The organism is Pseudomonas sp. GW821-FHT11D10 (assembly GCF_058808435.1).
In genome coordinates, this window is sequence record NZ_JBXARR010000001.1 from 864,418 (window position 1) to 886,161 (window position 21,744).

General features: G+C 56.0%; 23 protein-coding genes, 3 tRNA genes and 4 pseudogenes. 18 read left to right on the forward strand and 12 right to left on the reverse strand.

Annotated elements, in window-relative coordinates; genetic code table 11:
* Window positions 1–222 precede the first annotated feature (222 nt).
* The 7 genes from AC1RT4_RS04075 (at window position 223) to AC1RT4_RS04105 (ending at window position 4,392) form a co-directional block, all read left to right on the forward strand.
* A complete protein-coding gene (locus AC1RT4_RS04075) occupies window positions 223–666 on the forward strand; it encodes a GNAT family N-acetyltransferase (RefSeq protein WP_493084456.1) in 444 nt (147 codons plus the stop codon).
* A 127-nt stretch (window positions 667–793) separates the two neighbouring features.
* Window positions 794–1,435 (forward strand): response regulator transcription factor GacA, encoded by a 642-nt coding sequence (gene gacA / locus AC1RT4_RS04080; protein WP_032829778.1) that lies wholly within the window; start codon window positions 794–796, stop codon window positions 1,433–1,435.
* Window positions 1,436–1,437: 2 nt separating this feature from the next.
* Window positions 1,438–3,261: an excinuclease ABC subunit UvrC gene (uvrC, locus tag AC1RT4_RS04085; RefSeq protein WP_493083697.1), complete on the forward strand. Its 1,824-nt coding sequence runs from the start codon at window positions 1,438–1,440 to the stop codon at window positions 3,259–3,261.
* A gap of 32 nt (window positions 3,262–3,293) precedes the next feature.
* A complete protein-coding gene (gene pgsA, locus AC1RT4_RS04090) occupies window positions 3,294–3,854 on the forward strand; it encodes a CDP-diacylglycerol--glycerol-3-phosphate 3-phosphatidyltransferase (protein WP_085603312.1) in 561 nt (186 codons plus the stop codon).
* Between the two features lie 60 nt (window positions 3,855–3,914).
* A tRNA-Gly gene (locus AC1RT4_RS04095) sits at window positions 3,915–3,990 on the forward strand.
* A gap of 46 nt (window positions 3,991–4,036) precedes the next feature.
* A tRNA-Cys gene (locus AC1RT4_RS04100) sits at window positions 4,037–4,110 on the forward strand.
* Between the two features lie 195 nt (window positions 4,111–4,305).
* Window positions 4,306–4,392, forward strand: a tRNA-Leu gene (locus AC1RT4_RS04105).
* 82 nt (window positions 4,393–4,474) lie between these two features.
* Here AC1RT4_RS04105 and AC1RT4_RS04110 read toward each other — a convergent pair.
* From AC1RT4_RS04110 to AC1RT4_RS04130, 5 genes and pseudogenes are all read right to left on the reverse strand, one after another.
* A pseudogene (locus AC1RT4_RS04110) lies at window positions 4,475–5,506 on the reverse strand (tyrosine-type recombinase/integrase).
* Window position 5,507: 1 nt separating this feature from the next.
* On the reverse strand, window positions 5,508–5,714 hold the full coding sequence (locus tag AC1RT4_RS04115; RefSeq protein ID WP_493083699.1) for a DUF4224 domain-containing protein: 207 nt from the start codon (window positions 5,712–5,714) through the stop codon (window positions 5,508–5,510).
* Between the two features lie 50 nt (window positions 5,715–5,764).
* Window positions 5,765–6,079, reverse strand: coding sequence for a hypothetical protein (locus AC1RT4_RS04120; RefSeq protein ID WP_493083700.1), 315 nt, complete (start codon window positions 6,077–6,079; stop codon window positions 5,765–5,767).
* Window positions 6,076–6,411, reverse strand: a complete 336-nt coding sequence (locus AC1RT4_RS04125) for a hypothetical protein (RefSeq protein ID WP_493083701.1) — start codon at window positions 6,409–6,411, stop codon at window positions 6,076–6,078. Before AC1RT4_RS04125 ends, AC1RT4_RS04120 begins: the two co-directional genes overlap by 4 nt.
* 49 nt (window positions 6,412–6,460) lie before the next feature.
* Window positions 6,461–7,090, reverse strand: coding sequence for a hypothetical protein (locus AC1RT4_RS04130; RefSeq protein WP_493083702.1), 630 nt, complete (start codon window positions 7,088–7,090; stop codon window positions 6,461–6,463).
* A gap of 48 nt (window positions 7,091–7,138) precedes the next feature.
* Between AC1RT4_RS04130 and AC1RT4_RS04135 the strand changes: the two genes are divergently transcribed.
* On the forward strand, window positions 7,139–7,771 hold the full coding sequence (locus AC1RT4_RS04135; protein ID WP_493083704.1) for a hypothetical protein: 633 nt from the start codon (window positions 7,139–7,141) through the stop codon (window positions 7,769–7,771).
* 61 nt (window positions 7,772–7,832) lie between these two features.
* On the opposite strand, the gene AC1RT4_RS04140 is transcribed toward AC1RT4_RS04135, so the two are convergent.
* Window positions 7,833–8,111: a hypothetical protein gene (locus tag AC1RT4_RS04140; protein ID WP_493084477.1), complete on the reverse strand. Its 279-nt coding sequence runs from the start codon at window positions 8,109–8,111 to the stop codon at window positions 7,833–7,835.
* An 80-nt stretch (window positions 8,112–8,191) separates the two neighbouring features.
* Between AC1RT4_RS04140 and AC1RT4_RS04145 the strand changes: the two genes are divergently transcribed.
* Window positions 8,192–8,869 carry a hypothetical protein gene (locus tag AC1RT4_RS04145; RefSeq protein ID WP_493083706.1) on the forward strand — a complete coding sequence of 226 codons (678 nt, stop codon included), beginning with the start codon at window positions 8,192–8,194 and terminating at the stop codon, window positions 8,867–8,869.
* On the opposite strand, the gene AC1RT4_RS04150 is transcribed toward AC1RT4_RS04145, so the two are convergent.
* Window positions 8,856–9,191, reverse strand: coding sequence for a hypothetical protein (locus AC1RT4_RS04150; protein ID WP_493083708.1), 336 nt, complete (start codon window positions 9,189–9,191; stop codon window positions 8,856–8,858). The genes AC1RT4_RS04145 and AC1RT4_RS04150 overlap by 14 nt on opposite strands.
* 55 nt (window positions 9,192–9,246) lie before the next feature.
* Between AC1RT4_RS04150 and AC1RT4_RS04155 the strand changes: the two genes are divergently transcribed.
* Window positions 9,247–9,924 carry a DUF2971 domain-containing protein gene (locus AC1RT4_RS04155; RefSeq protein WP_493083710.1) on the forward strand — a complete coding sequence of 226 codons (678 nt, stop codon included), beginning with the start codon at window positions 9,247–9,249 and terminating at the stop codon, window positions 9,922–9,924.
* Window positions 9,925–9,963: 39 nt separating this feature from the next.
* Here the strand turns inward: AC1RT4_RS04155 and AC1RT4_RS04160 are convergent, their stop codons facing one another.
* The gene (locus tag AC1RT4_RS04160; protein ID WP_493083712.1) at window positions 9,964–12,027 is read right to left on the reverse strand and encodes a DNA cytosine methyltransferase; all 2,064 of its coding nucleotides are present in this window, start codon (window positions 12,025–12,027) and stop codon (window positions 9,964–9,966) included.
* Window positions 12,028–12,052: 25 nt separating this feature from the next.
* Here AC1RT4_RS04160 and AC1RT4_RS04165 point away from each other — a divergent pair, with 25 nt between their 5' ends.
* From AC1RT4_RS04165 to AC1RT4_RS04175, 3 genes are all read left to right on the forward strand, one after another.
* On the forward strand, window positions 12,053–12,904 hold the full coding sequence (locus AC1RT4_RS04165) for a DUF2971 domain-containing protein (protein ID WP_493083714.1): 852 nt from the start codon (window positions 12,053–12,055) through the stop codon (window positions 12,902–12,904).
* Window positions 12,905–13,090: 186 nt separating this feature from the next.
* Window positions 13,091–13,336, forward strand: coding sequence for a hypothetical protein (locus tag AC1RT4_RS04170; protein WP_493083716.1), 246 nt, complete (start codon window positions 13,091–13,093; stop codon window positions 13,334–13,336).
* A gap of 99 nt (window positions 13,337–13,435) precedes the next feature.
* Window positions 13,436–13,801 (forward strand): hypothetical protein, encoded by a 366-nt coding sequence (locus AC1RT4_RS04175; RefSeq protein ID WP_493083718.1) that lies wholly within the window; start codon window positions 13,436–13,438, stop codon window positions 13,799–13,801.
* 476 nt (window positions 13,802–14,277) lie between these two features.
* Here AC1RT4_RS04175 and AC1RT4_RS04180 read toward each other — a convergent pair whose 3' ends face one another.
* Window positions 14,278–14,679: a hypothetical protein gene (locus tag AC1RT4_RS04180; RefSeq protein WP_493083720.1), complete on the reverse strand. Its 402-nt coding sequence runs from the start codon at window positions 14,677–14,679 to the stop codon at window positions 14,278–14,280.
* Between the two features lie 79 nt (window positions 14,680–14,758).
* Window positions 14,759–15,672, reverse strand: a pseudogene (locus AC1RT4_RS04185) (Heme peroxidase); the annotation flags it as partial.
* A gap of 383 nt (window positions 15,673–16,055) precedes the next feature.
* On the opposite strand from AC1RT4_RS04185, the pseudogene AC1RT4_RS04190 reads away from it, so the two are divergent.
* Window positions 16,056–16,259: pseudogene (locus AC1RT4_RS04190) on the forward strand (phage tail protein); the annotation flags it as partial.
* 2 nt (window positions 16,260–16,261) lie between these two features.
* Window positions 16,262–16,551 (forward strand): annotated as a pseudogene (locus AC1RT4_RS04195) (C40 family peptidase); the annotation flags it as partial.
* Here the strand turns inward: AC1RT4_RS04195 and AC1RT4_RS04200 are convergent.
* A complete protein-coding gene (locus tag AC1RT4_RS04200; protein ID WP_493083722.1) occupies window positions 16,538–17,035 on the reverse strand; it encodes a hypothetical protein in 498 nt (165 codons plus the stop codon). The pseudogene AC1RT4_RS04195 and the gene AC1RT4_RS04200 overlap by 14 nt on opposite strands.
* Before the next feature lie 128 nt (window positions 17,036–17,163).
* Window positions 17,164–17,454, reverse strand: coding sequence for a hypothetical protein (locus AC1RT4_RS04205; protein WP_493083724.1), 291 nt, complete (start codon window positions 17,452–17,454; stop codon window positions 17,164–17,166).
* On the opposite strand from AC1RT4_RS04205, the gene AC1RT4_RS04210 reads away from it, so the two are divergent.
* The 3 genes from AC1RT4_RS04210 (at window position 17,453) to aspT (ending at window position 21,738) form a co-directional block, all read left to right on the forward strand.
* Window positions 17,453–18,037: a hypothetical protein gene (locus tag AC1RT4_RS04210; RefSeq protein ID WP_493083726.1), complete on the forward strand. Its 585-nt coding sequence runs from the start codon at window positions 17,453–17,455 to the stop codon at window positions 18,035–18,037. The genes AC1RT4_RS04205 and AC1RT4_RS04210 overlap by 2 nt on opposite strands.
* A 374-nt stretch (window positions 18,038–18,411) precedes the next feature.
* Complete coding sequence (locus AC1RT4_RS04215; RefSeq protein WP_493083727.1) at window positions 18,412–20,025, forward strand: mechanosensitive ion channel family protein; 1,614 nt, start codon at window positions 18,412–18,414, stop codon at window positions 20,023–20,025.
* Between the two features lie 21 nt (window positions 20,026–20,046).
* A complete protein-coding gene (gene aspT, locus AC1RT4_RS04220) occupies window positions 20,047–21,738 on the forward strand; it encodes an aspartate-alanine antiporter (RefSeq protein ID WP_493083729.1) in 1,692 nt (563 codons plus the stop codon).
* Window positions 21,739–21,744: the final 6 nt, after the last annotated feature.

The window sequence follows — 21,744 nt, forward strand, 5'->3', positions numbered from 1 at the left end:
GAGGCGCTGGCGGTACGAAGCTGTGAAAGGGCGTTGAACATGAGCTGTCTCCAAAGAATGCGCCGAGCTTACTAGAGGCGGCTGCGCGTCAGCAATCAGAAATTGCTATCGGAGGCACAAGAGGGCTTCTATGGGTTGAGCGCCCGCCAAGGTGTGACACACTCTGCTTTCTGAACGTGTGCTCAAGGAAGGGGCATGAACTTGAAGAAGATCGAGGCAGAAATGAGTTTCGAGTTGCGCCAGGCAACGTCCGCCGACCTGTCGTTTGTACGAGAGCTGACTTGCCGAAACATGCTCCGCTACTACATTCACTATGACTTGTTGTGGCAGGACGAGGCATTTGATGTCGCCTGGGCCGGGCGCGAAAACTGGTTGATCCTTCGTGACGGCGAACTGACAGGCTATTTCAGTCTGAGTCGTGATGCTCGGGCCGTGTATATCCGCGAATTGCAGGTCGCCGAAAGCGCTCAAGGCCAGGGCGCGGGATCCTGGGCGATCGATCAGGTTGTCGCGATGGCTCGGCTGGAGTGTCGCCCGGCCCTGCGCCTGACGGTGTTCAAAAACAATCCGGCGCAAAACCTGTATCGAAGAAAAGGAATGTTTGTGCAGGGCGAGGACGAGTGTTTTCTGCGAATGCAGCTCGATTTCAGTACACCTGTGCTCTGAAACCCACGGCTGGCAAGCCCTCGATGAAGAATTGAAACTTTTTATATGTCGCTTGCCGCTAGGTCTGCCCGGCACTTTTTGCTAAGGTGTCCGGCATCCCAATAAGACCATATCGCGAGGTGTCTGCTTGATTAGGGTGCTAGTGGTCGACGACCATGATCTCGTTCGTACAGGCATTACACGTATGCTGGCCGATATCGATGGCTTGCAGGTGGTAGGCCAGGCCGAGTCCGGGGAAGAATCCCTCATCAAGGCTCGTGAGTTGAAGCCCGACGTGGTGCTGATGGACGTCAAGATGCCAGGCATCGGCGGCCTCGAAGCCACGCGCAAACTGTTGCGAAGTCATCCTGACATCAAGGTGGTCGCGGTCACCGTGTGTGAGGAAGATCCTTTTCCTACACGGTTGTTGCAGGCCGGTGCGGCGGGGTATCTGACCAAGGGCGCCGGATTGCCGGAAATGGTGCAGGCCATTCGCCTGGTGTTTGCCGGTCAGCGCTACATCAGCCCGCAAATTGCCCAGCAACTGGCAATCAAGTCCTTTCAGCCGACCAACGATTCACCGTTCGATGCGTTGTCGGAGCGGGAAATCCAGATTGCGTTGATGATTGTCGGCTGTCAGAAGGTTCAGATCATTTCCGACAAATTGTGCCTCTCGCCGAAAACCGTAAACACCTACCGCTACCGCATTTTCGAGAAGCTCTCGATCAGCAGCGATGTCGAGCTGACACTGCTGGCGGTTCGTCACGGCATGGTTGATGCCAGCCTCTGACCATGACTGAAGCATTCGATTCGGGCGCCTTTCTTTCGACCGTCAGCGGGCGCCCCGGCGTGTATCGCATGTTCGACAGCGATGCGCGTCTGCTGTACGTCGGCAAGGCCAAGAACCTCAAGAAACGTCTGGCCAGCTACTTTCGCAAGACAGGCCTGGCGCCGAAAACCGCGGCTCTGGTGGGGCGTATCGCCCAGGTCGAAACCACCATCACGTCCAACGAGACAGAGGCGTTACTGCTCGAGCAAACCCTGATCAAGGAGTGGCGGCCGCCGTACAACATCCTGTTGCGCGACGATAAATCCTATCCCTATGTCTTTTTGTCTGACGGGCAATTCCCGCGCCTGAGCATTCATCGCGGGGCTAAAAAGGCCAAGGGCAAGTATTTCGGTCCCTACCCGAGTGCCGGGGCGATTCGCGAAAGCCTCAGCCTTCTGCAGAAGACATTCTTCGTGCGTCAGTGCGAGGACAGTTACTACAAGAACCGGACCCGGCCGTGCCTGCAATATCAGATCAAGCGTTGCAAGGCGCCTTGTGTCGGATTGGTCGAGCCTGAGGTTTACGCCGAGGACGTGCGGCACTCGGTGATGTTCCTCGAAGGACGCAGCCATGCGTTGACCAATGAGTTGTCGACGGCGATGGAAGAGGCTGCAATCAACCTCGAGTTCGAACGTGCCGCTGAACTACGCGATCAGATTGCCTTGCTGCGTCGGGTGCAGGATCAGCAGAGCATGGAAGGCGGTACCGGCGACATCGATGTGATCGCCGCGTTCGTCAATCCGGGCGGTGCCTGTGTCCACCTGATCAGTGTGCGGGGAGGGCGGGTGCTTGGCAGCAAGAACTTCTTCCCGCAAGTCGGGATTGAAGAGGAAGTGGCCGAAGTCATGGCCGCTTTCCTCGGGCAATACTTCATCAGTAGCCCTGAACGCGACTTGCCGAGCGAACTGATCGTCAACGTCGTGCACGAAGATTTCCCTGCGCTGATCGAGGCCATTCAGGCGCTGCGCGGACGTGAGTTGAGCATCAGTCATCGGGTGCGCGGAACACGGGCGCGCTGGCAGCAACTGGCTGTGACCAATGCCGAACAGGCGCTGGGTGCGCGGCTGGCCAACCGTCAGCACGTTGCCGCGCGTTTCGAGGCACTGGCAGAAGTGTTGAACCTCGATGAGCCGCCGCAACGGCTGGAGTGTTATGACATCAGCCACTCCAGCGGTGAAGCCACGGTGGCTTCCTGCGTGGTGTTCGGCCCGGAAGGGGCGATCAAATCGGATTACCGTCGTTACAACATCGAAGGCGTGACCGCCGGCGACGATTACGCCGCCATGCACCAGGCCCTGACCCGACGCTTCAGTAAGCTGAAGGACGGCGAGGGCAAACTGCCGGATATCCTGTTGGTGGACGGCGGCAAAGGGCAGTTGTCGATGGCGCGTGATGTGCTCAACGAACTGGCTGTTCCGGATCTGATCTTGCTCGGAGTCGCGAAGGGCGCCACGCGCAAGGCGGGATTCGAGACTTTGTATCTGAATGATGCGGCAAACGAGTTCACCTTGCGCGGTGATTCGCCGGCGCTGCATCTGATCCAGCAGATTCGTGACGAAGCCCACCGCTTTGCAATCACCGGCCACCGTGCACGTCGCGGCAAGACCCGCCGCACGTCGACGCTTGAAGGCGTTGCGGGCGTCGGGCCGACCCGGCGTCGGGACTTGTTGAAACATTTTGGTGGATTGCAGGAGCTGTCTCGTGCAAGCATCGAAGAGATCGCCAAAGCACCGGGGATCAGCAAAAAGCTAGCAGAGTCGATTTATGCAAACCTGCATAGTGAGTAGAATGCCCATTCACCTCGTAGCCAGTTGTGCCGATGAATATCCCTAATCTGATTACCGTTCTCCGCGTCCTGCTCATCCCGATCTTCATTCTGTTGTTCTATCTGCCTTACCAATGGAGCTATCTGGCCTCAAGTTCGGTATTCGCCTTTGCGGCGGCAACGGATTGGCTGGACGGCTACCTCGCGCGACGCCTGGAGCAAAGCACGCCGTTTGGTGCGTTTCTGGATCCTGTCGCTGACAAACTGATGGTTGCTGTTGCCCTGGTGTTACTGGTGCAAGAGCATGGAAACCTTTGGCTCACTCTGCCGGCGGCTGTCATCATCGGTCGCGAGATCGTTGTCTCGGCGCTCCGTGAGTGGATGGCCGAACTCGGTGCCCGGGCCCATGTGGCCGTGTCGAATCTGGGCAAGTGGAAAACTGCTGCGCAAATGCTTGCACTGGTGATCCTCCTGGCCAACCCCAAGGTTTTCAGTTTCTGGGTTTTCATCGGTTACGCGTTGCTGATGGTGTCGGCGGGCCTGACCCTGTGGTCGATGGTTCAATACCTTCGTGCTGCCTGGCCGCATCTGAAGACCGATGTTGAAAAGAAATAAAACTTTTTTGAATCAAAGGGTTGACGGCGCTTCTGATTTCTATAGAATGCGCCACACCAAGCGGGAATAGCTCAGTTGGTAGAGCACGACCTTGCCAAGGTCGGGGTCGCGAGTTCGAGTCTCGTTTCCCGCTCCAATTTGTACAACGTTTGTTGTTGCGCTACTGACAGCAAATGTTTTGAGGCCGAGTAGCAAAATGGTTATGCAGCGGATTGCAAATCCGCCTACGCCGGTTCGATTCCGACCTCGGCCTCCACTATAAACAAGCTCCGTAGATCCATGATTTACGGAGCTTTTTTATTTGCGTTGCACTGAAAGATTTTGTCTTTGAAACGGCAACTGCAAACTTGCTTCACCGGGAAGTGATGTATATATTTCCCCCTCTGCCGCCGACGTGCAGTTCCTGTCAGGACTGTGACTCGTCGTAGGAGACAAGCTACACCGCGCTACCGCCCGAATGGCGAAACTGGTAGACGCATGGGACTTAAAATCCCCCGCTCGTAAGGGCGTGCCGGTTCGATTCCGGCTTCGGGCACCAAATTAAATCAAGGGTTTGCGAGCGAAAGCTGATGCAAACCCTTGTTTGTTTCCGGTCCGCAATTTTGACAGTGGTCCGCAATTCACTTCGTTGGCATCACTTTCTTGCCCTTGCGATTCCGGATGTATTGCTCGGTCCTCACGACAGTGGTATGCCCAAGTTGATCCTTGGCCTGCATGATATCGCCACTCGATTCCGCCTAGTCGGTGCCGGCCTTGGCACGTAGATCGCGCATTTGGAACTCGGCCTTTTCAACTCCAGCGGCCTCCCGGGCCACATCAAACCGCCTCCGCAACATCGCCTCCGTCATCGGAGTGCCATCCTCTGTCACGATCAGCCGCGTCGAGCGGACTTTGTGCCCAGCTTTACGGGCCATGATTCGATCAACCAAAACCTTCAGCTCGCCAATGACTTCGATTCGCCGTTTGGCCTTAGTTTTCCCCTACAATATCCAGATCTGGCCATCCCGGACGTCCCGCTCGTCCATCATTCGGGTGTCTGTGACCCTTTGACCGGTGAGGTATGCCAGGTCCATCGCATCTTGTAACCCTGGGTCTGCTTTGTCGTAGACCCGTTTAAACAGTTCGTCTTCAACGTAGGTGTCCCTGCCGGTTTCTTTGTTGTCCTTAATGCCTGCGCAAGGATTGGCAAGCGAGGTGTAACCTTTGTCCCGGGCGTAGTTCCATATCGCACTGAGCAGGGCTTTCTCACGGTTTGCACGGATGGGGGCGGATTTCCGCCAGGTAAGGTACTGGCGCACGTGCAGGGGCTGGATTGTTTCCAGCGGCGCCGGTGGATCGTCGAAGAACGCCATCAGGTTCTTCAGCTCGCGGGCATTGTCTTTCTGGGTGCTTGCGGCCTTGGTGGGCACCACATCGACCATGTACTTCTCTGCCACATAGCGGAACGTGACGACCTTGGCGACCAAGTCAACGGCTGTCCGATCACGCTCCAGCTTGGCGTATTCCATGATTGCCAGGCCGTAATCGCTGCCAAGCGCGATCTCTTTGCGGTCCTTTCCGCCGGTATCGTAGTAATAGTAGATGCGGCCGCTGGCCTTTTTGCGCTCTCTCAGCCGAGCGATTGAGCCCGGCTTGCTTGGTCTTCGTCCCATCTCAACTTGCCTTTCTTGGCGTCCATACTGGTTTTTCAGCTACGTAGCTTCCGACGGCGGTTACTGCCAGAGTTGTCACCGCTGGCCAGCCATTTCGCTTGATTGAGTGTCGGATGCCGTTTTTCTTCAGGTTCAGGATCTGTCCTGCTTTGGTCCGCGCGCCGGTTAGTTCGCAAACCTCTTCGTGCGATAAAAATTGAATGTTCATGAGCATTCCACGCCGCCGGCGGCGGCAGAAGGTGGTTTTTCGGTAGTGATTTACTGCTGGAGGAGTTCGGCGGGGACTTTGACCGTGGCGCCGCGCTTGGAGAAGACCACGGCGCGGCACACGGCGATGGTTCGGTTTTCGCCTGGCTGGCGGTTGAATGGATCGTTCGTTATGTCGGCCAGCCACTGGTGCCGGTGGCCGACATCGACCCAGACGCCGTACTTCGTGATCAGCTGCTCGGCGTCGGGCAGGGCGAAGAGATCCAGCTGGCCCGCCACGGGCTGATCACCCTCGATCGCGTTGATTGCCCAGTCCAGCGCCGGGCCGGCCAGTTCCTCGGTGCGGACGCTGACCATGTGACTCATGGCTTCCAGCGCCTGCCAACGCGATAAACCGTCATCAGGTTGTGATGGAGCGGCACCTTGAGCACATGGTCGAAAAACTCACCCTTGCCGGAGATGAAACCAGTTGGCACCTTGGTTCCTCCGGTGCCGAATTCTCGCCAGCATTCTTCGCCGCCGTTCTTGTCCCAGTAGGCGCGCTCGCGCTTTGGAATCTCATCGTAGGTTTTTTCGAACACGGAGGTATCCGGGATATCACAGATCCGGCGCCATGCTGGATTGCGTTTACACCATTCGGCGGCGTGCTGAGCAGCCTGCGCGGCAGAATAAAATTCTTTGGAGTTTTGTTCGTTCATCGCCACGGCCCCTTGTAGATGAGGTAGGCCATGTAGAGCGGGGCGAAGATCATGGCGTTACCCGTTTGAACTCGACGACCCAGACCCAGGGGTTGGCGTTCCACGAATCGGCGCCGTTTACCGAAATCCACAACTCGCGCCAGGCATCGAACGGGTCAGTCCAGTTTCCCGGTCCCGGCTCGTTTTTGAATGGATGAAAGGCGTAGTCGCCGTCGCCGTGGTGGATTCGGTTGATGCCCTCGGCGACGTAACGGCTTTCGAAGGCAGTCTCACCTTCGCCGTCGTGCAACCGCTCGACGCGGACATCGGTGATCTCCAACAGGATGCGGCTGTCGCGGCGGAACATGTGGATACTGGGTTTCCAGCGAATCTCGCTGGCAGCCGGGATGTTTTCCAGATCCGCCGGCAAACAGGATGGATAGGTCGCGGCGAACGTCAGATATCCCGGGTCGCAGTTGCCGACGCGGGCCCAGGTCTCGCGCACCCACAGCCGGTCGCCGGTCTGCCCAAAGGGGCAAAGTCCATTCGCGGTATGCACCACGAAGTCCGGCACAAATTCTTCCAGCCATTTCAGGCCAGTGCCTTTTACCGGCCGCCGCGTGACAGTCTTCCGGCCATCTAGAATGGCGCGCACCATCGGCGCGGAGAAAAGTATCGGCTTTTGTTTAATTTCTGACATGCGAGTATTCTCCGCCTAACGATAAAGGTAAAAGCAAGTGGAAAAATAATGACTGATAAACTAGCGATAGTGTTTTATTGTGCTTTGTTATTTTTTGCTGGAAGTGTGTTTGGTTTTATATTTACCAAGGACGGGCAGATAGGTTTTACAGCGTTTCTTAGTGCGGGTTCCAATGTTGCCACCATTGCCACGGCGGTAGTTGCGGTTGTCGCACTCAATAGTTGGAAGCACCAATTTAAGCTTCAAAATCGGTACGATTCCGTTATGGAGCTGAGAGCTCACGCTCTGAATGCTAGTCCACCGCTTTTATATTTGAATAGCATGCGTGAGCATTTTGCTGACTATCTAAGATCAAAAGACGATCATGCCCTCGCTGAACTCTACCCTTACGAAATTCAACGCGAATGGTTCGTAAAAATAAATGAAATGACAAAGACATGGAATGTAGTTTCAATTCTACTCTCTGATACGGAGCTTTCTGTGCTAGATCATAATCCCGTCGGGCTAGAGAAGATGGTAAGGGATGTAGTTATGGAAATGATGCAAATGTCTGTCGGGGACGAAAAGAAATCATTGCTTGCTCTGCACCAGATCGGAAATCAAGGTTGCATAAAAATAGAGCAAGCATTTTCTGATCTTGAGAAACAGTGTCGCGAACTTTTAAAGAATATCTCCAAGTAGATTCCGGATTTGGAACCTGAGTTCTTGCCGCTATAGCGGCTGACTTTGAAGGGGGTGGGAGTTACGGGTAGTTGGTGCTGATGCGCTGGGCGATGTCTTCAAGTTCTTCGGCCATGCCGTACATCCTGTTGTTGTCCTGGCGGGAGACGACTGGGGAGCGGTGGACGTTTCGGCCTTCGAGAATCTTCGCGGCCAGCAGGATCAGCCAGGCCTCGGCCTTGCGGCGAATGAATCGCTTCATGGCTTGCCCAACGATGGGCTTGGCCCGATTGAAACCCTTGGCGCCGCCACCGAGGCCGCAGCACATGTGAAAGTGTTTCAGTAAACGCTTGAAAAACATGATTCTTTCCTAATGGCTGGTGGCCAGCGGTAGTCATATCGAATATGATCGATGCCTTTTAAACGGGCAGGATTAGAGGTATGCGTAATAAATTAGGTTGGCTTGGCGGTATATTGACGGCGGTATATTTCTCATGTCTTTTGCTGTTGATATGGGGGCGCCTTCCTAACCTTTTAACAATGGACCTAAACTCTATTGGTGACTTCTTGGCAGGAGCCTTTGGTCCTATTGCTTTTTTATGGCTTGTGCTCGGTTTTTTTCAGCAGGGGAAAGAGCTACAACTAAGTTCAGAAGCATTGCAGTTGCAGGCGAAGGAGTTGAAAGAGTCCGTTTTGCAGCAGACAGCTATGGTTGCGCTCCAGAGCGCTCAGCTTTCCCATCAAGACCTTGCCACTGACCCAATCTTGCGATTGGGGTGGATTGCGCACGAAGTTCGCGGGGATCAAGACAAACACGTGTTTGCCATAAAAAATAGCGGTCACTCTTGTCAAAATGTAGACATAATACTTCTATCAAATGGTCGGCATCCTATATACGCGAGACCTGACGCATTTGATGAGGATGAAACTTTTAAGTTTGAAATTAATTCGAGTTTGCTTTCTCTAAATAAAACTTACGAGCTGTACGTCCATTACGAGAAATATAACGAGAAAAAGCGAACTCAATTTTTTGCAATATCTCAGTCTAAGAGCGGAAATGCATATATGGTTAATGTGCTAAGGCAAGGGTCAGTTGATAGAGACGTTAAATCCGAGTGATTGAAATGCTTATGTCGCCGCAGTGGCCTGCTGGATGGCGAAGTAGATGCGGGCGCAGGCCTCGGTGTCTGGCCGAATACGCCACCGACTCGCCACCGTCCCAATACACCAGGCGCCGTTCGGTGTAATCCATGTCCAATCCACAAACGATCCGTCGGGCTTCAACAATGAAGATCGCTGCGGAGGTGCAGTGGTCGTTGACCCGCTCACCTTTGCAGTCATAACGCAGGCGTTCGACGAAGTCGGTCCAGGTCGAAGCATCAAGCGCGGCGCCGGTCGCCAATGTCGGCATCGGCTCAGCCGTTTTGTTTTCTGTGGGCATAGGGAAGTCTCGACGGTATATTTGGCGCCTTGTCTTCTGTCAGGTGAGGGAAAACATGACAAATGCGTCAACGATTAGGGTTTATCATTTTTGCAACCAAGAATTCGGTTTGCAAAACCTTGAAAAATCGAGGCTGAAAGTTGCAACAGTTATGGATTTAAATGATCCGTTTGAAATGATGTGCTACTCCTCTTCTGAGGAAGGTATGAGAAGAGCCATTTCTTACTTCAAAAGTCGTGTGGCTGAGCTATATGGGATGCTCTGCTTTAGTAAAACGTTTGTAAGCCCTGTTCAGTGGGGACATTACGGGGACAGGCATAAAGGGTTATGCTTGGCTTTCGATGTGAGCGCCGAGGATTTGCACACGGTTGAGTATCGGAAAGGTCGTATGCAGTTTGACCCCGAAGACTTTATCAAAAGACCGAAGGATGAACGATTTAATATAATGTTAAGGCAGCTGCGCGTAAAGCACTCCGAGTGGTCATATGAAAAGGAGGTCCGCCAAATTTTTTTGTTGTTCAAGGCAGAAAAAGTTGGTGAGTTATACTTCAAGCCATTCTCGGAGATTGGTAAGTTGCGTCAGGTGATTCTTGGTTGTAATTCTTCAGTGTCTAGAGAACAACTCAAGCGTTCGCTTAGTGATAGATACGGCGAGGTTGAATGTTTTAAGGTCCGGACTGCATTTAAGAACTATAAAATTGTTAGAAATTTAGACGACAGCCTTTGGAAGTAATAGTAGATAGGAAGTAGAGCTATATTTCGGCCTTATGGGTTACGCGGCCTCAATCTGGTATGTCGTCTGACGCCATGGGTCATTGGCCCGAGCCAGTGCTGCCATCGGCGGCGGACTTACGCTGTTGCCGCACATGTGCACCTGCTGGGTCTTGGTGAACGGCTTGCCGTCGGCACCGTGGCTGATGATGTAGTCAGCGGGGAAGCCCTGAGCTTTGTACAGCTCGGCCGGTTGCAGCATCCGCAGGCAGATGTCGACGATCACGTACGGTGTGCCCATGATCGTGACGGTGACCAGGCCAAGCCGATCCTTTGTGGTGATGGTTGGCGCTGGCGCGTTGGCGGCGCTCATGTTCTCGGTGCCGTAGTAGCTGATCAGGAATGCCGCGACCCGCAGCGATCCGGCTTCAACCTCTGGCGAGAGTTGCAGCTCAACCAGCGAGCTCTTGCCGCCACCGCCAGCGGTGATCGTCGGTGCCGGTTCATCCACGCCCTGGCCGATACTGGCTCCGAACTGGCGCTCCATGAAGGCGGTGACCAGCCCGTGGTGAGTGCCGCCGGCGCTGATGGTGTGCAGTGGGTCGCCGGCGTCCCGCGCATCGCAGTTGCCGCGCAGGTGCACCAGGTTCGCCGTCACCAGCTGTTGCTGGCTGCCGGTATTGGTCACCGTGGTCATCGGGTCTTCGATACTCTTGGCGTCCGTGGTGTTGAAGCCGCCATTCATCTGGGCCATGAACACCGTTGAGATGCCCATAGCGTGGGCGGCGCCGGCCGGGCGCTGGTAGTTTCCGCCGCTGGTGATGGTCGGCAGCGGCTCGTCGAGTGCCTTGCCTTCGTCCGAAAACCTGAATTTCACCAGATGCGCGGCGGCGATTGAATGCCCGCCGCTGGCGGTAACCGTCCCCAGCGGATCACCGGCAAACTTGCTGCCATCCCCCCAGCGCTGGACACCGCCCGGCTTTCCTTCACCATGCGCAGCAGTGACCATCACCGGGCTGATCAGCGTCAGTTCCCCGCGATTCGCGCAGGTGATCGTCGGCAGCGGCGCGGCTGGGTCGTTGATCCGGTCGCTGCCCTGGTGCGTGGCTGGCGCAATGATCGGGCTGGCCATGGCGAACGATCCGCCGCGCGGCCAGGACGTTACCGTGCGCAGCGGCTCGTTTGCGGACTGAACGCTTTCGCCGGACCAGTTCGCGATCGGCACAATGAACGGATCGGCGGCATCGATGACGAACTTCTTCATGCCCTTGGCGATTCGGCGAAGCGTGGCCGGTGCCAGCGGCTTTGCCCGGTCAAAAATGCTTTTGCTCGGGATGGTCCAGTCGATGCACTCGGCAGCGGTGCGCCACTTCTTCTGGCCCTTGGCTGGGTTCTTCGCGTGGGTCGGCTCCGGCCAGACAATCGGCAGGCCGTCGCAACGGGCGATCATGAAAAGCCGCTCACGGCTAGTTGGTGCGCCGAAGTCGCAGGCCTTGATGACCCGCCATTCAACGGCGTAGCCCAGACGCTGCAGCTCGGCGACGAACACGGCCCAGGTCTGCCCACGGCGCGCCGGGTCCGGAACCAGAAACTGCTGGCTGACTGGGACCACTTCGCTAGGTGCGGCAACACCGCCGCCCAGCTTCACGACGCGCCCAGTGGACTTGCAGCGCTTGGCGATCAGCGGCCCCCACTGGAGGATCTGCTTCACGTTCTCCAGGCTGATCACCCGTGGCTTTTTCTCGCCGGCCCACCGCAGGCCGATCCACGACAGATTCCTGATCTCGCGCTTGCGCGGCTGTCCGCCGGCGGCTTGGCTGTGATGTGTGCAGTCCGGCGACATGTGGAACCAGCCCACGGCCTTTCCGCCGCACTCAGCGTCTGGGTCCCCGTCGAACACGTCGGTGATGTAGTGCACGGCGCCCAGGTGATTCACGGTGTGCATGCTGATCGCCGCCGCGCTGTGGTTCTTCGCTACGTTCACCGCGCGGCCCAGGCCCATCTCCAGCCCGGCACCGCCGCCACCGCAGAAGAAGTCGACAACGATCTCATCGTCCTGAGTGCTGAAGCCGAGTCCGTATTGAGTTTTAAAATCTAAGGAAGAGTTCTTCTTTTTTGCGGACATAAGGGGGGCGACGGATATATTAGAGGTGTATAACTATGATTTTTTGGGGGTTGTGATGGCAGATAGTTTATTTCATTACACAGACGTCGGAGCCGTTAAGGCTATCTTGGAGAATCGCGAGCTTTGGCTTACTGACATAAGATTTTTAAACGATACTCAAGAACTCAATGACGGTATCTCTTATGTCTTGGAAGCTCTGAGCTCATACGTTTCGGACACGGGATTGGATGAACGCTATATCGAACGAGCAAGAGAAATGCTTACCGCTGTAATTTTCGAGCATATTCCTTATTATGTTGATATTGAGCCGACATACGTTTGCTCGTTTAGTGAAGCATCTGATCAGCTCAGTCAGTGGCGTGCCTATGGTAGTTATGCCATTGAATTTGATCGTGAAATTATTGCGGATGATCTCCATTTATTCGACTGTGTATACGATCAAGCTAAGAAAAAGATAGAGGTGGAAAACGTGGTTGCAGATGCTATCTATCGAGTTTCTGAGGAGGTAAAAGAGTTTGATAGCTTTGGGTCGGAGTCGATTAGTGCGACAGCCATACTAGTTCGCGTAGCATCTATAATTAAAAACTCTAGTTTTGACGAGGAGAAAGAAGTGAGGTCTGCAGTAGATCTGTTGCTTCCAAGCTCTAGGCTTAAGTTTCGTCAGCGTGGGAGTATTCTGATTCCGTATTTGGTCGAGAAGTTTTCTTTTGAAGCGATAAAGGCTGTTCATGTTGGGCCAATGTCGAATCAAGACCTTGCGTGCACAGCCATGCAGCTTTTCGTTCAGTCCATAGAAAGTCAGAGGCAAAATAATGAGACAAAGCCGTGTCGTAAAATTGAAGTCGTGAAGTCGAGGATTCCTTACCGCGCCATGTAACTGGGTGTAGGTTTAACAGGTAGTAGTGCGTAGTGAATCTTTTGATCGCTAGGTCGGTTGCGCGGACCTGTAGATGACTACCTCCACGGGGTTTTCTTCAGTCGGTGACTGCCTCGCCGACTGGCGTGATTCGTAGAAGTGGGGTATTTGTGTTCGGCCCGGCATGGAGTCGGACAGGGAGCGGTGATGTTTGCGAAAATTTTTGTGGGATTATTGATCGGATTTGTAGGTGGTTTTGTTGAGGGTCGAGCGCCATCCTGGAAAAAGAAAACAGAGATTATTTCGGAAGTTCTGATTTTCTTAATTGGTATAGCGTTCCTCGTTTCATCCTTCATGTTCGGCGCAATTTATGGCTTGATGGCAATAGCTGAAATCGCTATTGGTTACTTCGCATACGGAAAAGTATTTCGGTCAGAAAAGACACACTTTTAGTTTTATGCGGTCAGGCGGCGCTGGCGAATGAATGCGACATGGTGGAAGCGGTGGGGATGGTGTGGTTCCTTTATTTGTATTAGTGGTTATGGAGAGATAGTGGAAATTTATCGTAAAGGTTCGGAGAGTTCGGGCGACTGGGTCCATATCGTGAAGCGCCCATCGAAAAAAGATGAGCCGTGGCGCCTCGTTTTCGGAGCTCACCATTATGGCGTGCCTTACAAAGGCCCATGTGTGGCTCTTGTGCACAAACGCTGCAAAATTACAGAGAACGGTGAGCGAGACTACAAAATCGAGCTCGACTTTCACGAGATTGCCTCCATGCTCGATTTGTTGGCTGGGTCTGGGATTGATCAATATGGTCCCGCGCTCTCCGGAGCTCTGTCTGGGTCTGTCCGATCCCTCAATCGACTGATCGCCGCTGCGAGCGATTTGCCTTTACCAAGCCAAGAGCGTGAGAACTAGTTAATTGCAGTTGCTAATGTCTATTCCAGAGTGCGCTTGAACTTCGGTGAGCTGGGTTGGTAGACCGCGCAAAGTCAGCGCGCCAACGGCTTCATTGAACTCAATCTTCGACCCGAGCAGGATAGGCGCCGCCCTCCGTGACCGGTGCTAGTAGGATTTGATAACGAAGGAAGATGGTGTGTAAAATCGCGTCCACTATAGGGATCGCTTAACGACGGTTTCTTACGAGCACGGACCAACGAAAGGCGTAAAAGATAAACTCTTAGGCTATTTGGCTATCGCATCAGACCTAGTGACGGTATGTGGTGCTGCATTTCCTTCTGTAGCTCCAATTTTTAACCACTTCGATCTAGGAGCAGTGTTGATGGGCACAACGGCGGCATTTGAATTGGGCGGGGCGGTCCTGGGAACGATCGATGTTCAAATTGCTGAGAGTTTGACGAGTAGCAAATTTCGCCATGCAGTACCGCAGGGGGTTAAAATCCTCCCGTTCCCGCCAAATTCCGACTCGGCGCGATAATCTTGTCGCCCGGGTTCCGCTGTAGTTCAGCCACGTTCTGATCTCGAAATGCTCGCGACACCTTCTCTGGTATCTCATAAGGTGTCGTGACACAGCGCAGCATCTTGGCCTGCGTTTCGAAGTCGGCCGCGATCAGGTTGCGCAGCAGGTTCTGATACACCTCCTGCTGGTTGTTGAAGCCGTGGGCGACCACGACCCGCTTGAGATCAGGCTTGAACACGCCGGCGACCTCAACCGTAAACTTCTCGACGCCCAATGCAGCGTCCTTCGCTGCTGCCTTTTCGCGCTTCTTGCGCTGCTTGATGGCTTCCGCTGTCGGCTGCGACTCTTCCGGCGCAAGTTCCTGTTCTTTGGCCATGGCCTACCTCTTAATTCCGCTGGCCGGCAGTCCAGCCAGGTCTGTCGGCGGCGCGTGGCCGCCCGGTTGGTGGTTCGTCTCACGCTGCTACCTTCACCAGCTTCACGCCGGCCATGCTGAATTTGGCGCCTTGAGCGGCGACCATCGCGTCGAGCGCGTCCCAGTCCACGGTCAGCACCGAAATTGGGGCTTGGCCGTAGGCTACAGCTTTGATCAGCGATTCCAGGTCGAACACCTCTGCTTACAGGTTCACCGGTGCCGCGGTAGTGGTAGATGGTTTCGAGACAGACTGGACCGGCGCCGCAGCCTTCACCGGTGCTGGGCTGGTAACTGGAGCCTGTTCGACCGTCGCCTTGGCTTTCGCCTCGTCTTCGATTCGCTTCAGCTCCTCCTGACGGATCTGCTCGCGCTGGGCTTCGGCTTTCTGCTCCTCGGCCTTCTGATGTTCAGAGATGCGCACCTTGATCAGTGCGACCAGGTCGTCGTTCGCTTTCATCACCAACTGCCGCACATCGTTGAACAGGAATAGGTAGTCGGCGGCAAGCTCGTCCAGGCTGGCCAAGTTACTCCGGATGTTGTCCCCGATCTGGCTGGCGGCAATCTTTGCCCGAGCCAGCTCGGAGTCGGCAGAGTCACACAGGCTGCGATGGTGCGGAACAGTGCGTCGATGCTTTCGGTTTGGCTCAGCGCGTGCTGCTTGGCGGCTTCCAGTCGCTCCTCGACATCGCCGCACCACTTGACCGCTTTTTCTGCGTCGACGAAGTGCTGATCGGTTTCCAGTTCGGTGTTGATGGAGCCAAAGACTGCCAGCGAGTGGGCCTTGAATTGCTCCAAGTTGCTGGCGGTGACCATGCCGGTCACTTCGATGCGCAGCGCTGGCAAGGATTCCGGCGTTTTACCAACGGCCTCCGACACAACCTCGGCGGGAGTGAAGTCCTGCAAATCGGCTTGGAACTGTTTCCGGCCTGCGACAAGTGTCGCGGCCCGGCCTGGTCATCCGGCGTGCAGATGTTCGCCAATGGTGGCGCCTTCACCAACAGCATCGTCAGCACGCCAACCGCCTTCGGAATAGCCGGCGGCAAGTCTGGAGTCATGGGCGAGGCCGGGCCGGATACGATCATGCCTTTGACCAGAGTTTCCAGTGGCAAGTTGGGCGTCATCGCGGCCGGCGGCGGTTCCGGCACTGCAATCATCATCAGCGCACCCGTGACGGTGGTGACTGAGGATCGTAGCTCCGAAGGGATGCAGATCGACCAGCAAGCCCTGTCGAAAAACCTCCAAACACAAATGCGAGCCGTGGGAGAAAGAGTCGTGGCCGATTCTTGTCAGCCCAGCGGTGCCAGCTTCCGACGTGCAAATGGGAGGGCCTGAGGGTCATCGAGAAATTCATCTGGCCAACCGAGCGCGGGGAAACACCCGATATCAACTATCGGGTGCGCTCCTCGAAGTTCGACAATGGCTACGCGCAGAACGTCGGCGACGGCCCGAACAACAAAAAGGACTCCTATCCGATCACCTACACCGGCCAGAAGGCCAAGGTGCAGCAGATCATGGCTTTCCTCGACCGGCACGCCGGGGCGGGGCCGCCGGCTTCTATCGCGTCGACCAGCCACGGCGCGGTGACATGATCGTGATGGAAGTGGGGCGGACGGTTTATCCGAATCATACCGGGATCTTTCTCGGCGCCGATCCGGCACTGCCAGGTGAGAATGCGGCGACGTTTGGCCCGGGCCATTCCTGTTGCAGCACCTGTACGGCAGGCCTTCAGAGGTCATTGTTTTCGGTGGACCGTGGCTTGATAGAACCCGCTTGATTCTGAGGCATAAAGAGATTCAACTAAATATAACTCGGAAAATCTTTAAGCGTCGCTAGGCTTCATCGCAGCACACCTTCTTACTTGTGTTGCTAGAGCAGCGAGGATTCCGCTGTAATCTGAGCCGTCCAATTTTTTGGATTGATTTAAATAATTATCGTACACAGCGTCATCTAGATAGGCAAACGCTTGAATTTTAAGTTTTGACGCTGATGTTGATCCAACGGCTTGCATCTCAAGGTTTCGATCTTTTGAGGTAATTACGGCGTCGCCAAGTTCTTTGTATAACGATTTTGCTTCATTGCAATACTGCGCTCGAACTTCGAGTGTTCTAACTCTTAAAGCGGCCTCCTTCTCCTGAGCGGACCTCACACTTTCCAATGCTATTAGATGATCCTGTTTGAGCTTTTCCACTGTGAGCAGGTGCTCTTGTTTTGTGTTTTCTAAGTCAATATTGGATTTGTTATTTGAATACGTTGCATAGCCCGTAGCCAGGGAAGTTGCGACTACAGACACGATTGCCACCCAGTTGGAGCTGCTCATTTGTTTTTCGGTACCGTGGGAATGAAGGGAAGGATGGTACCGAATGGACATGTTTAACGCACCTGGCAGATCCCAGTACAGCACGTCCAATTTTCCTTTTAAGTCCTCAGTGTTACAGTCCGCTCAAACTATAGAGAGGTCAGCATGCGGTTTTTATAGGAGAACTCGCGGAGTTTGACGCGCGCGATCGGATCACCGGCGGCCAGGTGCATCAGATCCGTGAACTGGTGATCAAGTACCAGATTCCCCGGGTGATCATCGAAACCAACGGGCCGGGCGGCATCAGCCAAACCCCTGTGCGCATTGGCCGAATAGTCGGGAAACCGACAGAGACAAGGCGGGACGATTGGCGCCCAGATGCGGGCGTGCATGAAGTGCAAGTTGACTATTAAGCCCGCCACCACCCAGGGGCGCAGCATGACAGTCCAAGCAGGTCCATCCGAAAAGCGTTACGCCGGCAACGGTGTTACATCCATCTACACCATCCCGTTCCTGCTGATCGAAGCCGGCGACCTTGAGGTCTTCCTCAATGGGGTAGAGATCACCACCGGTTTCACGCTTACCGGTATCGGAACCCCCGAAAGCACGGCGACCTTTTCGGCGGCGTATCCGCTTGGGGATCTGTATTTTGTCCTGAATGTCCCGGCGCAGCGGCTGGTGGACTATCAGGACAACGGCGACCTGCTCGCAACGACACTCAACCGGGATTTTGACCGCATCTGGCAGGCCATCAAACAGGCCTTCCGGAGCATCGGTCGCTCGCCTGTCCTTGGCGAAAGTGACGTAGACGGGGCAGGCGCCTATCAGGCAAAGGGAAACCGGCTCGCCCACCTCGGCGACCCAATCGATGACCAGGACGCGGCGACTAAACACTGGGCGCGTGAGTACCTGACGGCGCTGATCAGTGCCATTCAAGGCCCTATCAACAACGCGCTGAACATCTTCTACAAGGGGCCGGACAACCTGAACTACGTGGTTCAGGACTTGGCTGTAAAGCGCTGACCAGTAACGTCGTGAATATCGCGGTCGTGGCCGATAACGCCCTGTAAATACAGGTGTTTTAGGCTCAAATTAGGTTCCGGCTTCGGGCACCATGAATATCAAGGGCTTGCAAGAGATACCTCATGCAGGCCCTTTGTTTTTTCCGCAATCAAAAAGCAATTCGTGATCGTCAATCACTCTTGGGGTTTACCTTCCCCCTTTGCATTCGGATGTACTGTTCCGTCATCCCGATGGTTGTATGTTCCCTGACCTCTCGCAGACTCCCTGGCAATTCCTCCTTATCAATCTCCCGCTGTGATATGACAACCGTTCATCGCTCAACTACGCTGGCTTACGGGTCCGTCTCTGACACTTGGGCGTAAGGAAACAGGCGCATGCGAAGCAGGCTGCTGGCGGTATCGATGGTGGTGGCCGCGGCGCTGTGGAGCGGGCTGGGCTGGGCGCTCGATGAGGCGGCAAAACCGGCCGATGAAGCGGTCGAGTTGAAGGTCGCCAACCGCAGCATCATGCTGTTTCGCGCCACGATTCTGGGTGAGGCGCCGGCGTCGCGGGTCAAGCGGGCGAAAATGGTCATCAGCGAGGCGCTGGATGAAGACGGCTCGCTGGATATCACCACGGACTCGATCCAGAACAGCTACATGGTGCTGATCGGTGACAAGCGCGCGTTCATTGTCGCGCCGCTGGATGTCGACAGCCTGGCCTATTCCTCGGTGCAACAGGCGGCCGAGGGTGCAGCGGATAAACTCCGTCAGGTGGTCAGCGAAACCCGTGAAGCGCGCAACCTCGACATGATGCTGCGCTCGCTGGCGCTGGTCGCCGTGGCCACGCTGATTTACCTCGGTCTGCTCTGGTGCCTGGCATGGCTGCGGCACAAGTTGCTGGCCAGACTCCCGGCATTGATGGATCGCCACACCCAGGCACTGAAGGTCGGTCGCGTGCAGTTGTTCGACGCGAATTTTCTCTACCCGCTGGTCAGTCGCTTGTTGTTGCTGTTGCGCTGGTTGGTGATTCTGCTGCTGAGCTATGAATGGCTCGGCTTCGTGCTGTCGCGGTTTCCCTACACCCGGCCGTGGGGCGAAAGCCTCAATAATTACCTGTTCGAACTGGCCGGTCACTTGCTGCAAGGTATCGTCGGCGCGATACCCGGCCTCGGTGTAGCGCTGGCGATTTTCTTTATTGCCCGGGGCGTGACCGTGTTTGCCCGACGCATCCTGCGGCGCATGGCCATGCCGGGGACGTTCAGTTGGCTGAACCACGAAACCCTGCAACCGACCCAACGCCTGACGGCTCTGGCGATCTGGCTGTTTGCTCTGGCCATGGCCTATCCGTACCTGCCCGGAGCTGGCACCGATGCTTTCAAGGGCTTGTCGGTGTTGATCGGTTTGATGATTTCCCTGGGCGCGACCAGTGTGGTCGGGCAGGCTGCCGCCGGTTTGATCCTGACCTACACGCGCACCTTGCGCCCCGGTGAGTTCGTCAAGATTGGCGAATACGAAGGCACGGTCACCGAAATGGGCATGTTCACCACGCGTATCCGCACGGGGCTGGGGGAGGTGCTGACGCTGCCCAATTCGATGATCACCGGCACCGTTACCAAAAATTATTCGCGCACCGTGCAAGGCCCGGGGTACGTCGTCGACACGGTAGTGACCATCGGTTACGACACGCCGTGGCGCCAGGTCGAGGCGATGTTGCTGGAAGCGGCGCAACGTACACCGGGGATTCTCGAAGACCCGCCGGCGCAGGTATTCCAGACCGCGTTATCGGATTTCTATCCCGAATATCGTCTGGTGGCGCAGGCGATTCCGAGCCAGCCGCGACCGCGCGCGGTGCTGCTGAGCATGCTTCACGCCAATATTCAGGACGTGTTCAACGAGTACGGCGTGCAGATCATGTCGCCGCATTATCTGGGCGATCCGCAACACGAGAAGCGGGTGCCGAAAGAACAGTGGTACACCGCGCCCGCACAACCGCCGAAGGATCAGTGACCGCTGCAAGGAGTTCGCGACATGCTCGATTTCATTCTGCACGCGCTACGCACTGATCCGGAAATCGCCGTGTTCCTGGCGATCGCGCTGGGTGTGTTTGTCGGGCGTATTCACCTCGGCAGTTTTCACCTGGGTTCGGTGGCCGGCGCGTTGTTGATGGGCTTGCTGATCGGCCAGATTGGCCTGGAAGTCCCGGCGGGATTGAAGTCGGTGTTTTTCGTGATGTTCATCTATGCCGTCGGTTTCAAGAGCGGCCCGGAGTTTTTTGGCAGCCTCAATCGCGGCACGCTGAAACTGGTGCTGCTCTCGGTGGTGCTGTGCGCCACGGCGCTCGGGACGATTTTGCTGATGTACTCGGTGTTCGATTTCGACGCCGGTTTTACGGCAGGACTGGGTGCCGGAGCGCTGACCGACACGGCGATCATGGGCACCGCCACCAGCGCGATCAATCAACTGACCCTCGATGCGGCCGCCAAGGCGCAACTCAACAGCCACATGGCAATTGCCTACGCCATCACCTATTTGTTCGGCACCATTGGCCTGATCGTGTTCGTGGGCAGCATCGCGCCGAAACTGCTCGGCGTTAATTTGCGTGAATCCGCCCGCGAGCTGGAGCTTGAGCTGGGTATCGCCAAGGAGGAAGAGGCGATCACCGTGCCCTACACGCGTATCGTCGTCAGGGCCCATCAGGTGGCAAGCAACGGTCAGGCGAATGGCCTGCGCATCATCGACTTTGAACAGCTGCATGACTCACTGACGGTCGAGCGCGTGGTGCGTGCCGGGCAGGTCACCGAGCGCGATGAGAACCTGGTGCTGATGGCCGGCGATGTCGTCGGGGTGTATGCGTTACGCGAGGCGGTCGGCACGCTCAGCCATTGGGTGGGGCCTGAGATCGACCATCCCGAATCCTTGTCCTTCTCGACGCGCGAAGCGGACATTGTCCTGACCTCGGCGGAGTTTGCCGGCAAAACCATCCATCAGGCCAGGACCCGGCTGGCCAGCGACGGGCGACTGGGGTGTTTCGTCAATACCATCTCGCGGCAGGGCTACGAACTGCCGTTGCTGCCCAACACGGTGTTGCGCCGTGGCGACGTGCTGACCCTGACCGGGCGTACCGCCAGTGTCGAAGCGATTGCCAAACGCCTCGGACGCATCCGCAAAAACAACTACAAAAGCGATATCGCCCTGCACACCCTCGGCATGGTGCTCGGCTCACTGCTGGGATTGCTGTCGACCCACATCGGCATGATTCCGGTAGAGCTGGGCATTGGCGGTGGGGTCTTGGTCGCGGCGCTGGTGATCGGCTGGTACAACTCGCGTCACCCGGAAATCGGCTCTTTGCCGCCTGCGGCGCAATGGGCGTTTTCCGAGTTCGGGCTGACTGCGTTCGGCGCGGTGGTGGGTTTGCTCGCGGGGCCGGCGGCGTTTGCCGCGATGAAAGAGCAGGGCCTGGCGCTGTTGCTGTCCGGCGCGGTGGTGACGATTGTGCCGCCGCTGGTGGCGTTGTACTTCGGCCGCTACGTGCTGCGCCTGCATCCGATGATCCTGTTTGGCGCGTTGGCCGGGGCGCAGACCGAAGCGGCGTCGATGAACAAGATCATTGAACAGTCCGGCAGCAATACGCCGGTGATTGGTTTCACCGTGTGCTACGCGATTTCAAACGTGCTGCTGGCGGTGTGCGGACCGATCATCGTGTTTGTCGCCGCGGGTTGATCCGCC

Bases quoted from the DNA above. Each gene is read 5' to 3' on its own strand.
- AC1RT4_RS04075 (WP_493084456.1), top strand. From the start codon at position 223: ATGAGTTTCGAGTTGCGCCAGGCAACGTCCGCCGACCTGTCGTTTGTA.
- uvrC (WP_493083697.1), top strand. From the start codon at position 1,438: ATGACTGAAGCATTCGATTCGGGCGCCTTTCTTTCGACCGTCAGCGGG.
- pgsA (WP_085603312.1), top strand. From the start codon at position 3,294: ATGAATATCCCTAATCTGATTACCGTTCTCCGCGTCCTGCTCATCCCG.
- AC1RT4_RS04115 (WP_493083699.1), bottom strand. From the start codon at position 5,714: ATGAACATTCAATTTTTATCGCACGAAGAGGTTTGCGAACTAACCGGC.
- AC1RT4_RS04120 (WP_493083700.1), bottom strand. From the start codon at position 6,079: ATGAGTCACATGGTCAGCGTCCGCACCGAGGAACTGGCCGGCCCGGCG.
- AC1RT4_RS04125 (WP_493083701.1), bottom strand. From the start codon at position 6,411: ATGAACGAACAAAACTCCAAAGAATTTTATTCTGCCGCGCAGGCTGCT.
- AC1RT4_RS04130 (WP_493083702.1), bottom strand. From the start codon at position 7,090: ATGTCAGAAATTAAACAAAAGCCGATACTTTTCTCCGCGCCGATGGTG.
- AC1RT4_RS04135 (WP_493083704.1), top strand. From the start codon at position 7,139: ATGACTGATAAACTAGCGATAGTGTTTTATTGTGCTTTGTTATTTTTT.
- AC1RT4_RS04140 (WP_493084477.1), bottom strand. From the start codon at position 8,111: ATGTTTTTCAAGCGTTTACTGAAACACTTTCACATGTGCTGCGGCCTC.
- AC1RT4_RS04145 (WP_493083706.1), top strand. From the start codon at position 8,192: ATGCGTAATAAATTAGGTTGGCTTGGCGGTATATTGACGGCGGTATAT.
- AC1RT4_RS04150 (WP_493083708.1), bottom strand. From the start codon at position 9,191: ATGCCCACAGAAAACAAAACGGCTGAGCCGATGCCGACATTGGCGACC.
- AC1RT4_RS04155 (WP_493083710.1), top strand. From the start codon at position 9,247: ATGACAAATGCGTCAACGATTAGGGTTTATCATTTTTGCAACCAAGAA.
- AC1RT4_RS04160 (WP_493083712.1), bottom strand. From the start codon at position 12,027: ATGTCCGCAAAAAAGAAGAACTCTTCCTTAGATTTTAAAACTCAATAC.
- AC1RT4_RS04170 (WP_493083716.1), top strand. From the start codon at position 13,091: ATGTTTGCGAAAATTTTTGTGGGATTATTGATCGGATTTGTAGGTGGT.
- AC1RT4_RS04180 (WP_493083720.1), bottom strand. From the start codon at position 14,679: ATGGCCAAAGAACAGGAACTTGCGCCGGAAGAGTCGCAGCCGACAGCG.
- AC1RT4_RS04200 (WP_493083722.1), bottom strand. From the start codon at position 17,035: ATGAGCAGCTCCAACTGGGTGGCAATCGTGTCTGTAGTCGCAACTTCC.
- AC1RT4_RS04210 (WP_493083726.1), top strand. From the start codon at position 17,453: ATGACAGTCCAAGCAGGTCCATCCGAAAAGCGTTACGCCGGCAACGGT.
- AC1RT4_RS04205 (WP_493083724.1), bottom strand. From the start codon at position 17,454: ATGCTGCGCCCCTGGGTGGTGGCGGGCTTAATAGTCAACTTGCACTTC.
- AC1RT4_RS04215 (WP_493083727.1), top strand. From the start codon at position 18,412: ATGCGAAGCAGGCTGCTGGCGGTATCGATGGTGGTGGCCGCGGCGCTG.
- aspT (WP_493083729.1), top strand. From the start codon at position 20,047: ATGCTCGATTTCATTCTGCACGCGCTACGCACTGATCCGGAAATCGCC.